The 11665-nt window shown below is 71.6% G+C and carries 9 protein-coding genes; 4 read left to right on the forward strand and 5 right to left on the reverse strand.

Annotated features, from left to right (window positions below; all coding sequences use genetic code 11):
• Positions 1-34: 34 nt before the first annotated feature.
• The 4 genes from ACGFMP_RS19140 to ACGFMP_RS19155 are packed head-to-tail and all read right to left on the reverse strand — an operon-like array spanning position 35 to position 5479.
• The gene (locus ACGFMP_RS19140) at positions 35-2422 is read right to left on the reverse strand and encodes a glycoside hydrolase family 3 N-terminal domain-containing protein (protein WP_393673690.1); all 2388 of its coding nucleotides are present in this window, start codon (positions 2420-2422) and stop codon (positions 35-37) included.
• Entirely contained in the window at positions 2419-3237 is an 819-nt protein-coding gene (locus ACGFMP_RS19145; RefSeq protein WP_393673692.1) for a carbohydrate ABC transporter permease, read from the reverse strand. The genes ACGFMP_RS19140 and ACGFMP_RS19145 overlap by 4 nt, the downstream gene beginning before the upstream one ends.
• On the reverse strand, positions 3237-4166 hold the full coding sequence (locus tag ACGFMP_RS19150) for a carbohydrate ABC transporter permease (RefSeq protein WP_393673694.1): 930 nt from the start codon (positions 4164-4166) through the stop codon (positions 3237-3239). The genes ACGFMP_RS19145 and ACGFMP_RS19150 overlap by 1 nt, the downstream gene beginning before the upstream one ends.
• 14 nt (positions 4167-4180) lie before the next feature.
• Positions 4181-5479: an ABC transporter substrate-binding protein gene (locus ACGFMP_RS19155; protein ID WP_393673696.1), complete on the reverse strand. Its 1299-nt coding sequence runs from the start codon at positions 5477-5479 to the stop codon at positions 4181-4183.
• Positions 5480-5621: 142 nt separating this feature from the next.
• On the opposite strand from ACGFMP_RS19155, the gene ACGFMP_RS19160 reads away from it, so the two are divergent.
• The 3 genes from ACGFMP_RS19160 to ACGFMP_RS19170 all read left to right on the forward strand — a co-directional run bounded on the left by ACGFMP_RS19160 (position 5622) and on the right by ACGFMP_RS19170 (position 9490).
• Positions 5622-6641, forward strand: coding sequence for a LacI family DNA-binding transcriptional regulator (locus tag ACGFMP_RS19160; RefSeq protein ID WP_393673698.1), 1020 nt, complete (start codon positions 5622-5624; stop codon positions 6639-6641).
• A gap of 60 nt (positions 6642-6701) precedes the next feature.
• Positions 6702-7862: a PP2C family protein-serine/threonine phosphatase gene (locus ACGFMP_RS19165; RefSeq protein ID WP_393673700.1), complete on the forward strand. Its 1161-nt coding sequence runs from the start codon at positions 6702-6704 to the stop codon at positions 7860-7862.
• 344 nt (positions 7863-8206) lie between these two features.
• On the forward strand, positions 8207-9490 hold the full coding sequence (locus ACGFMP_RS19170; protein ID WP_393673702.1) for a chloride channel protein: 1284 nt from the start codon (positions 8207-8209) through the stop codon (positions 9488-9490).
• Between the two features lie 28 nt (positions 9491-9518).
• On the opposite strand, the gene ACGFMP_RS19175 is transcribed toward ACGFMP_RS19170, so the two are convergent.
• Positions 9519-10037, reverse strand: coding sequence for a methylated-DNA--[protein]-cysteine S-methyltransferase (locus ACGFMP_RS19175; RefSeq protein ID WP_393673704.1), 519 nt, complete (start codon positions 10035-10037; stop codon positions 9519-9521).
• A 164-nt stretch (positions 10038-10201) separates the two neighbouring features.
• On the opposite strand from ACGFMP_RS19175, the gene ACGFMP_RS19180 reads away from it, so the two are divergent.
• The gene (locus ACGFMP_RS19180) at positions 10202-11629 is read left to right on the forward strand and encodes an SMI1/KNR4 family protein (protein WP_393673706.1); all 1428 of its coding nucleotides are present in this window, start codon (positions 10202-10204) and stop codon (positions 11627-11629) included.
• Positions 11630-11665 lie beyond the last annotated feature (36 nt).

The following is an 11665-nucleotide window of genomic DNA, read 5'->3' on the forward strand; positions in this document are numbered from 1 at the left end:
CCCCCCCCCCCCCCCCCCCCCCCCCCCCCTCCGGTCATGCCACCGGCAGCTGCTCCGTCGACGCGCTGAACGTCGCGTGCAGCCTGCGGGTGTGGTCCAGCTCGCGGACCTCCCCGGTCAGCGTGGCGGCGACGGTCAGCCGCTGGTCGGTGGACGAGGCGCCGAGCCGCAGCTCGAGCTCGCCGGGCTCCACGATGCGCTGCCCGCCGCGCCCGGTGAAGGACGCCAGGTCGGCCGGCACGGTGACCTCGACCCGGGCGGACTGCCCGGGCAGCAGGTGCACCCGCCGGTAGCCGATCAGCCGCTGGACCGGCTGCACCACGGAGGCGACCGGGTCGTGCAGGTACAGCTGCACGAGTTCCGTGCCCTCCCGCTCACCGGTGTTGCGGACGGTGAACGCGAGACGGATCTCGCCGTCCGTGCCGGCCTGCAGGTCCGGCACGTCCAGATCGGTCCACTGGAAGGTGGTGTACGTCAGACCGTGCCCGAAGCCGAACGCCGGCGTCGGGTCGATGTTGGACGACTCGCTGGACTGGCCGAGCTTCGCCGCCAGGTAGGTGGTCGGCTGGGTGCCGGCCTGCCGCGGGATGCTGACCGGCAGCCGCCCCGACGGTTCGACACGGCCCGACAGCACGCCGGCGACGGCGCCGGTGCCCTCCTCGCCGGGGAAGAACGTCTGCACGATCGCGGCGGCCTCGGTCACCGCGCGGCCGAGCACGTACGGCCGTCCGGCGAGCAGGGTGACGACCACCGGCGTGCCGGTGTCGAGCAGCGTGTCGAGCAGCTGCTGCTGGACACCGGGCAGTGCCAGTGTCTCGGCGTCGCAGCCCTCGCCGCTGGTGCCGCGGCCGAAGAGCCCGGCACGGTCACCGAGCGCGAGGACAACGATGTCCGCGTCCGCGGCCAACCGCACGGCCTCGGCGAAGCCCCCGGTGTCGTCGGTGTCGATGCCGGACCCCGCCGCGGTGACGATCTCGCTGCCGGGGAACTCGGCGGCGAGCGCCTCGCGCAGGGTGGGCAGCTCGATGCCGAGCGGCATCTCCGGGTGCTGCCCGCCGACGTGCACGGGGAAGGAGTAGCAGCCGAGCACCGCGGTGGGGACCTCGGCGTTGGGGCCGATGACCGCGATCCTGGCCGGCCGCGCGAGCGGCAGCGTGCCGTCGTTGCGCAGCAGGACGACGCTCTGCTCGGCGATCTGCCGGGCGATGGCCCGGTTCTCCGCCGGGTCGAGGTCCACCGAGCCGCGCAGCGCGGCGGCGTCGTCGAGGTCCGTGCCGGCCAGTGCCTCGGGCACCGGGTCCCAGTCCGGGTCGAGGAGCCCGAGCTGCACCTTCTGGATCAGCACCCGGCGCAGCGCGCGGTCCACGTGCGCCTCGGGGACCTGACCGTCGGCCAGCGCCTTGAGCAGCGGCTCGCCGAAGGCCTTGACGGTGGGCAGCTCGATGTCGACGCCGGCGGCGAGCGCGGCGCCGGCCGCCTCACCGAGGGTGCCCGCCACACCGTGCAGGGTCTTGAGGAAGGCGACGCCGAAGTAGTCGGCGACGACCGTTCCCTCGAAGCCCCAGGTCTCGCGCAGCAGTCCGGTCAGCAGCTCCTCGTCCGCCGCCGACGGCACCCCGTCGGTGTCGGTGTAGGCGTGCATGACCGAGCGGACGCCGCTCTCGCGGAGGGCCATCTCGAACGGTGCGAGCATCACGTCGGCGCGTTCCCTGGTGCCCATGCCGACGGGCGCGAGGTTGCGGCCCGCCCGCGAGGCGGAGTAGCCCACGAAGTGCTTGAGCGTCGCCACGATCCCGGTGGACTCCAGGCCCTGGACGTAGGCGGTGCCGACCGTGCCGATGAGGTAGGGGTCCTCGCCGATGGTCTCCTCCACCCGTCCCCAGCGGGCGTCGCGCACCACGTCGAGCACCGGGGCCAGGCCCTGGTGCACGCCGACCGCGCGCATGTCGCGTCCGATGCGGGCCGCCATGGTGCGGACCAGTTCGGGGTCGAAGGCGGCGCCCCAGGCCAGCGGCACCGGGTACGCCGTGGCGGCCCAGGTGGCGAAGCCGGCCAGGCACTCCTCGTGCGCGACGGCCGGTATGCCGAAACGGTTCGCCGCGGCGATGCGGCGCTGGGTGCGCAGCAGCGACAGCGCGCCGAGCGCCGGGTCGACGGGAGCGGTGCCGTACGACCTGGTCAGCTGGCCGAGCCCCTGCGGCAGCAGGCTCTCGAGGGTGACCGGTTCCTCCATCTCGTGCTGGTACGGGGCGACCTCGCCGCCCTCGTCGGACGCACCCACCCAGATGCCGAACAGCTGCGCGACCTTTTCCGGCAGGGTCATCGCGGCGATCAGCGCGTCGGCCCGGTCTTCCGGGGCGAGGGAGGTGTTCCTCCATGGGGGAGTGGTGGACTTTTTCTCTTCGGCCACGGTGCCGGTCACTTTCCTCCGACGCCCATGAGTCCCTGGACCAGGGCACGGCGGGCGAACAGGTAGACGATGAAGATGGGCAGCATCGACAGCACGACCGCGGCCAGCAGGCCTGGGACGTCGATGCCGTGCTCGGTCTGGAAGTTGAACAGGCCCAGGGTGATGACCTTGGACGAGTCGGACTGGGTGAGGACCAGCGGGAAGAGGAACCCGTTCCATGCCTGCAGGGCGGAGAAGACCACGATCGTGGACAGCCCGCTCTTGGACAGCGGAACGACGAGCTGGAAGAACACCCGCCATGGCGACGCGCCGTCCATGGCCATGGCCTCGTACAGCTCGGGGCTGATCTCACGCATCACACCGGTGAGGATCAGCGCGCAGACCGGCAGCGAGAAGGCCGCGGTCGGCAGGATGACACCGATCAGGTTGTCGTAGAGGCCGGCCTTGCTGATGACGTAGAACATCGGCACGATCACCGCCTGCGCGGGGATCGCGAGACCCAGCAGGAACAGCCGGAAGACCCCGGCGGTGATCCTGCCCTGGCTGCGGACGATCGCGTACGCCAGCGGAGGCACCACCAGCAGCACGATCGCGACCACCGCGGCGGTGACCAGCAGGGTGTTCAGGAAGAAGTGGCCGAAGCCGTTCGAGAAGTCCTGGGTGTAGTTGTGCAGCGTGAAGTGCTTGGGGAAGGACAGCGGGCCGTTCGACGAGTAGTCGGAACGGTCCTGCAGCGTCGCCGCGAGCATCACGTAGAGCGGCAGGCCGATCAGGAACAGCCAGACAAGCGAGCCCAGCCCGGCCAGGTAATTGGGACGGCGCTTCATCACAGGCCTTCCGACGAGCTGCGCATCTTGTCGTAGCCGGAGACCTTGACGACGATCAGCGAGATGATGGTGGCGATGACGACCAGGACCAGGGCGATGGCCGAGCCGCCGCCGTAGTCGAAGCTCTTGAAGGCCTGCTCGTACATGTAGTAGGCGCTGATGGTGGTGTCGTTGCCGGGGCCGCCCTGGGTCAGGATCAGCACCGTGTCGAAGGTCGTGAGACCGCCGACCACCATCAGGATCATCGAGGTGATCATTGTCGTGCGCAGCTGCGGCAGCGTGATCGACCAGAACTGCCGGATGCGGCCGGCGCCGTCGATCGCCGCAGCCTGGTAGAGCACCGGCGGGATCGCACGGGTGGCGCCCTGGTAGATCAGGGTGTGGAACGGCGTGTACTGCCAGGCGCCGACGAAGACCAGTACCCCGATGGCACTGCTCTGGTGGCCGAAGAGATTGCCGTCGCCGAACAGCCACTTGGCCTGGGACGGCACGCCGAAGTTCGGGTCGAGGAGCGCGCGCCACAGGATGGAGATCGCGGTCGCCGACAGCAGCAGCGGGACGAAGTAGATCGCGGACAGGATTGCCCGGTTGCGCTGTTTGCCCGCCGCCCACACCCCGAGCAGGATGCTCAGCGGGGTCTGGACGACGACGCCGAGCACCGTGATCACGACGCTGAGCCAGAGGCTCTGGATCATGACGTGGTCGTGGATCAGCGCTTTCCAGTTGTCCAGACCGGTGTACTGAGGCGAGCTCAGGCCGTCCCAGCTGGTGAAGGAGAGCACCGCGACCAGGACCAGCGGAACTACGGCGAAAAGCAGGAAGAACAGAGTGGCGGGCGCCGCCCAGGCAAAGCCTGGGCGGGCCACGGCGGCGCCGGACCGTCGTACGGACCGGCGCCTTTCCACCCTGGGTTCAGCAGAGGTGGTCATGTCGGGATCCCGGTTCAGGATGTGGGCAGGGCCTGCATGGCCTTGATGAAGCCGTCGGCGTCGAGCTTGCCGTCGAAGAACTGCTGCACTGCCTTGTGCATGGCGTCGCTGGCCGTCTGGGGGTAGGCCTGGTCCCACGAGAGCTGGAACGAGGGGGCAGCCTTGACCAGGTTGTACTGGAACTTCGAGTAGTCCGGGATCGCCGCGGTGTCCAGGAAGTTCACGGTGTTGGTGGTGGTCGGCAGGTTGCCGATCGCCATCTGCGCCTTCACGAACTCGTCGGAGTACTGGAGCTTCAGGAACTGCGCGACCGCGTCCGGGTACTTGGTCTTCTTCAGCACCGAGTAGAAGTTGTTGGTGTTGCCGACGATGTCGGTCGGGTCGCCCTTGCCGCCCGCGACGGTCGGGAAGGAGCTGAAGCCGAGGCCGCTCTTGGCGAAGTCGGGGTTGTCCTGCTGCTGCTGGGAGTAGTACCAGGAGCCCATCAGTTCGAACCCGGCCTTGGCCTGGGCCACGAGGGCCACCGAGCCGCCGTCGGTGTACTTCACCGAGTCGTAGTTGCTGCCGAAGGCGCCGGCGTCGATGAGCTCCTTGAGCTTCGCCAGCGCGGCGCGGCTGTCAGCGCTGTCCCAGGCGGACTTGTCGCCGCCCATGGCCTTCTCGAACAGGCCGGGGCCCGCGATGCGGTCGTACATGTACTCGTACCACATCAGGGTCGGCCACTGGTCGCCGCCGCCCAGCGCGATCGGGGTGACGTGCTTGGCCTTGAGGACCTTGACCGCGTTCAGCAGGTCGTCCCAGGTCTTGGGCTCGGTCAGGCCCGCGTCCGACAGCACCTTCTTGTTGTTGAACAGCATGACCGGCTGGGTGCCGCGCATCGGTATGCCGTAGGACTTGCCGTCCAGCACCGCGCTGTTGAAGACGGACGGCAGGAAGTTGGACTTCAGGCCGGGGTCCTTGGCGATGAAGTCGTCCAGCGGAAGAAGGAGGCCGGCCTTGACGAAGGGCGCGATGCTGCCGCCGCCCCAGTTGAAGAAGACGTCGGGCGCCTGCTTCGTGTTGATGATCGTCTGCAGCTTCTGCTGGTAGTCCGCACCAGGGATGGTCTGGAGCTTCGCCTTGACCTTCGACGTCTTGTTGAACGTGTCGACGATCTGCTTTTCGACCTTGTTGCTCGCGTCGCCGTACACGAGAACCGTGAAGCTGCCCGAGCTGCTGCTGCCGGAGCTGCCGCCGCCGCACGCGGCCAGCGTCAGCCCGAGGGCGAGCACCACGCTGCCGGCCACGGCACGGGGAAGCCATCTCTTCTTCATCGTCCAGCCTTTCGAAATATTTCGGCACCGTCGCCGAAAATTGCTGCGCGGTGTGACGCTAAGGTGCCGCTACGAAAGGGTCAACCCTCGGGCTCCGGGTTATCAAAGCGTTACGCGGAGATGTGCCGTACGCTGCGCTCTTATGGATGAAGAGGTGGACGAGAGTCGGGTCACGCTCGCCCAGGTCGCCGAAACTGCCGGGGTGTCGATCTCGACAGTTTCGAAGGTGCTGAACGGTCGTCAGGATGTCTCCGCCCTGACAAGGTTGAAGGTCGAACGACTGCTGGAGCTGCACGGCTACCGGCGCACGTCGCGCGGCGCTCCCGAGGCGCCGCTGATCGAGATCGTCTTCCACGAGCTCGACGCCATCTGGGCGATGGAGCTGATCCTCGGCGTCGAGAAGGTCGCCAAGGAGATCGGCGCCAGCGTGGTGCTCACCGAGAGCGGCACCCGCCACTCGCCCGGCACCGAGTGGATCGAGGGGGTGCTGCGCCGCCGGCCGCTCGGCGTCATCCTGGTCTTCTCGGCACTCCCGCACGAGTTCAAGCAGCAGCTGCGGTCCCGCTCCATCCCCTTCGTGATCATCGACCCGGCCGGTGACCCGGAGCCCGACGTGCCCTCGGTCGGTTCCGCGAACTGGTCCGGCGGCCTGGCCGCGACCCGCCACCTGATCGAACTCGGCCACCGGCGCGTGGGGATCATCACCGGTCCCGAGGACATGATGTGCTCGCTGGCCCGGCTCGACGGCTTCCGCTCCGCGATGACCACGGCGGGCATCGAGATCGACCCCGATCTGATCGCCTTCGGCGACTTCCACGTCGAAGGCGGCTACGAGCTGGCGATGCGGATGCTCGGCAGGCCCGACCGCCCCACCGCGATCTTCGCGGGCAGCGACCTCCAGGCGATCGGTGTCCTCGAAGCGGCCGGCGCGCACGGGCTGCGGACACCCGCAGACCTGTCGGTCGTCGGCTACGACGACGTCGCCGTCGCCCAGTGGTCCCGCCCGGCCCTGACCACCGTGCGGCAGCCGCTGCGCAGGATGGCCGAGGAGGCCTCCCGGATGATGCTGCGGCTGCGGGCCGCACCGTCGACCACCTCCACCACCCGGATGGAGCTCGCCACCAGCCTGGTGATCAGGCGGAGCACCGCGCCGCCCCCGTGACCTGCGCCGGACCGCCGCCATGGACAGGTGGCGCACGGCCCGCGGGAGTATTTTTGACCTATGGCACCGAGCGGCACTGCGGACGGGCCGCGCATGCCGAGGCTCGCCCGTTCGCCGGCGGCCCGGCTCGCGGCACCGCTGCTCCTCCTCGGGCTGCTGCTGCTCATCGACCAGCTCGGCGGGCCGGAGCTGCGGATCGGCGGCCTGATGGTCGCGGTCCCCGCGGTGTGCGCCTCCTTCCTCAGGCCCGCAGCGGTGCTGGTCGTCGCCCTGGCCGCGTTCCCCTGCCTGGTGGTCGCGGCCATGGGGAACGGCCAGATCGGCGCCCTCAACTTTCCCGTCACCCTCGCCACCGCCGCCCTGGTCGGCACGGCCTCCGTCATCACGGCCAGAGTCCGCAGGAGGCGCGAGCGCCAGCTGGCCCAGGCCCGCTGGGTGGCCGGAGTCACCCAGCGGGCACTGCTGCGCCCGCTGCCTGAACGGCTCGGCCGGCTCGCCATCGCCTCGACCTACATGGCCGCCGACCAGGAGGCAGCCATCGGCGGCGACCTCTACGCCGCCGCCGACCTCGGTGAAGGCCGGGTACGGGTGATGGTCGGCGACGTCCAGGGCAAGGGGCTGGCCGCCGTCGAAGTCGCCAGCGGGCTGCTCGGGGCCTTCCGCCGCGCCGCCCGCCATCACACCCCGCTGCCCGCCGTGCCCGGCTACCTCGACCGGAACCTGCGCGAGGACCTGATCGAACTCGCGGACGTCCCGCCGCCCCAGCCGGGGGATGCCGAACAGAGCGCCACACCCACGACCGCCAACTATCCGGAGCGCTTCGTCACCGCCGTGCTGGTGGACGTGGCCGCGGACGGCGACAGCATCAGGGTCGTGAACTGCGGGCACCCCTCGCCGGTCCTGCTGCACCACGACGACGTGCTCGAACTCGACACCTGCCAGCCGGCCGTACCTCTCGGCCTGGGCGACCTGACCACCGAGGCGCAGCACGTCGACCGGTACGAGCTCGCCGTCGGCGACGTGCTGCTGCTCTACACCGACGGCGTCATCGAGGCCCGTGACGTCCTCGGCGACTTCTACCCGCTCGTCGACCGGCTCGCCGGCTGGTCGGGGCTGCCGCCCGACGACCTGCTCGACGAGCTCACCGCCGATCTGCTCCACCACGTCGGACGGCGGCTCGGCGACGACGTGGCGATGGTCGCAGTCCAGCGGGTGGCGTAAGGCGGGCCCCAACGCACCCGCGCGGCCCGCGGGCGCGGATGGCGGCGCTTCGCGAGCCGCCCTGGCGCCTGCGCGGCGGATTTCGCCGCGCCCGCCGCGTGGCGCGGGCCGCCCGCGCCGCCACCACCGGTTAGTCTCGCGCTGCCGCCGGACGCCGGCGTACCACCCCGCCCCCCGGCCCGCGTCCGCCGCACGCCCCGGGGTGCGCACCGGGCCGCCCGCGGCGGCGCCGGGCAGCCACGGCACCGAGCCGAGCCAGGAGAGAACCCATCACCGAGCAGCAGTCGGCCCCCGCCGACGCCCCGCCGGGCAACCAGCCGAAAGAGGCGGACGCGCTGCGGGAGATGCTGCGCCGCCCCGAATACCGCCGGGCACTGGTCTTCTGCGCGCTGATCGGCATCCCGGTGTCGCTGGTCGCGTTCTTCTTCCTGGCCGGCCTGCACGAGCTGGAGCGGCTCATCTGGAGCGACTGGCCGCACCACCTCGGCAGGAAGCAGCCGGCCTGGTGGTGGCCGCTGCCGCTGGCCGCCGTCGCCGGTCTCGGCACCAGCCTGGTCGTGCTGCGCTTCCCCGGCCGCGGCGGGCACATCCCGGCGGCCGGGCTGCACTCGGGCGGCGCCACGGAAAAGGCGATTCCCGGCGTGATCCTGGCCGCCCTGTTCTGCCTGCCCTTCGGTGTCGTCCTCGGTCCCGAGGCCCCGCTCATCGCCCTCGGCGGCGGCCTCGCCCTGCTCTTCCGCGACCTGGCCCGCGCCCCGGCGACACCGGCGAGCACCGCCCTGGTCGGGGCCGCGGGCTCCGCCGCGGCCATCTCCGCGATCTTCGGCAACCCGCTGGTCGCCGCCGTCCTGCTGATGGAGGTCGCCGGCGTCGGCGGCGCGCAGCTCTTCGCCGTCATGCTGCCCGCACTGCTGTCCAGCGGCGTCGGCGCCATCGTCTTCACCGGATTCGGTCACTGGACCGGCTTCAAGACCGGCAGCCTCGCCATCGGCCTGCCGGCCCCGCCGCTGCTCGACACCGGCGACGTGGTGTGGTCGGTGCTGATGGCATTGCTGATCGGCGTCGTGATCCACTACGTGATGCTGACCGGCCGCCGCACCGCGGTCGCCGTCGCGGCCGACCCGCTGCGCACCATCGTGCTGTGCGCGCTGGCCGCCGGGGCCTGCGCGTCGCTCTACGCCGCCATCACCGGACGCTCACCGACCGACGTCGCCCTGTCCGGCCAGGCCACCCTGCCGCAACTGGCCACGGACCCGCACTCCTGGCCGGTGGGCGCGCTGATCGCGGTGCTGGCCTTCAAGTCGGCGGCCTACGCGGTCAGCCTCGGCAGCCTGCGCGGCGGACCGATCTTCCCCGCGATCTTCCTCGGCGCGGCGACCGGCGTGCTGCTCGCCCCGCTGCCCGGCTTCGGCGTCGTCCCCGCCATGTCGGCGGGCATGGCCGCGTCCACCACGGCGGCTCTGCGGCTCCCGGTCAGCGCGGTGGTCCTGGTCGCCCTCGTCATCGGCCACACCGGCTCGCTGCCGATCGTCATCCTCGCGGCCGTCACCGCCTTCGTGACCACCGAACTCCTTCCCGAGGGCCCCGCGATCCCGCCCTTCCGCCCGCGCGGCTCGCGGCGCTCCTGACAGCCGCGCGCCGCGCGGGGCCGGCGGGTCAGCCGAGCATCGGCTGGAGCGCGCCCTCCAGGGTCAGCAGCTCGCGCTTGCGCTCCAGGCCGCCCGCGTAGCCCCGCAGCGACCCGTCGGCGCCGATCACCCGGTGGCAGGGCCGCACGACGGACACCGGGTTCGCGCCGATCGCCGCGCCCAGCGCACGGACCTCCGCCCGCGGCACGCCCAGGCGGCGGGCGATCTCGCCGTACGTCGTGGTCGTCCCGTACGGAATGGACTCCAGCTCCTCCCAGATCCGCTGCCGGAATTCCGAGCCGGTACCGCTGTCGGCGAACGGGATGTCGAAGACGGTCAGCTCCCCGGCGAAGTACGCGTCGAGCTGCCGGGCGGCGTCGGTGAACGCCGCCGGGCGGTGGACCCACTCCGGCCGGATCGCCGGCGCGTTCTTCTGCCCGGCCATCGTCAGCCAGCTCAGCGCGGTGCGCCCGCCGGGCTCCGCGGACTCCTCGCCGACCAGCAGGAGCGGACCGACAGGGCTGTCGATCGTGGTGTGGACGGTCATGGTGGCCCCCTTCGTACGACGTACTGTCTCACCTTCGACTGTGCCCCTTCCCCGGCCGCGGTTCCGGCGGAAAACGGACGTCGCCCCACGGGCCTGCCAGGGCCGTTGTCGGACCCCTGTGGTGGGGTGGGACCGGACGGCAGGGACCGAGGGGTGGCGGGGCGATGGACGAGCGTACGCAGTGGCGACCGTTTCTCGAGCGGTGGAGCGAGGAGTGGATCGCGGTCCACGACCCGGAGCGGGACATCCCGCTCGCACCCGAGGTCGTGGCGGACACCTGGCTCGGGTTCGCGCCGGCGACCGAGGCCGGGCTCGCCGAGGCGGAGGCCCGGCTGGGGCGCCGGCTGCCGCCCTCGCTGAGGGACTTCCTGCTCGTCACCGACGGGTGGCGGAACGCGGGGCCCTTCATCGACCGGCTGGCGGGTGCCACGGAGCTGGAATGGCTGCGGGACACCCCCGACCGCAGCTGGATCGAGGCGTGGGAAGGGGTCGCGGAGGACTTCGCGGAGGACGACGACGAGGGGGATGAGGAGGACGGCGACGAGGCTGACGAGGACGAGGCTGACGACGACGAGGCTGACGAGGACGACGACGAGGGCGTCGGCGTCCGGGAGGCGAAGGTCCTCGCCCGCTCACTGCGCCTGTCACTCGAAGGCGACGCCGCCGTCATGTTCCTCGACCCGGACGACCAGGACGACGACGGCGAGTGGGCGGCCTACTGGCTCGCCTCCTGGTCGGGTGAGGGGCCGGAGTGGCACAGCTCCTTCCGCGACCTCATGCACCGGCAGTGGGTGTCCTTCCACGGCTTGCGCAGGCCGGCAGGCGCCACCCGGGACCACTGGGACGCCGAGGTGGAACGGGCTCGCCGCGACGCGCTGGCCGGTGCGGTCGACGGGCCGCTCGCGGTCTTCGCCGAGGCGCACACCTTCGGGCGCGCACGCGCCGACCTGCTGAGCATGCAGATGAAAGCCATGCTCGGCGAATGGCGCGCCGGGATCGCGAACCTGATGTGGCGTGGCGCGCAGGATGACGATCCGCGGTTCGGCCCCCTGTTCGCCGCGGAATTCCTGCCGCTGCTGGTCCGGCACGAGCAGCTCGCCCACCCCCACGACCTGCGGCCACTGCCGCGGCTCAAGGAGGCGGCACCAGAGCCGGTGCGGGCGCTCATCGCGGACCACGAGGCACGCGCCGCCGAGCCGGGCTTCCGGCCCTCCTTCGGCGATCCCGACTTCGACGCGGCCGTCCACGCCGTCGCCGCCCGGCTCGCCGCGCACCCGGCCTTCCAGGCCCCCGACCCGCCGCAGGACCCCGGGCGGGCGATCGTCGTGATCCGCCACTCGGGCAACGGCCCTGCGCACCGGCCCGACCCCCTGTCCGACCCTTCCGTGCTCGGGGCGGCCCGCGAGGCGGCCTGCGCGCAGGCATGGCCGGACCTGCTGGCGGCGCTGCGCCTGTGGCGCCCGGTGTGCGAGGACCACATCGCCCCGATATCCCTGTTCGCCGACCCGATACTGGCCCAGCTGATCACCCCGGCCCGCGGCCGCGAGATCCTGGCCACGCCCCGTGGGCCGGGACGCGGCGCCCCTGCCTGAGCCCGTCCGGTGCGGGCCGCGCGGATCCGGCAGCCC

The organism is Streptomyces sp. NPDC049040, assembly GCF_043197715.1.
In the GTDB taxonomy this organism is placed as follows: Bacteria; Actinomycetota; Actinomycetes; order Streptomycetales; family Streptomycetaceae; genus Actinacidiphila.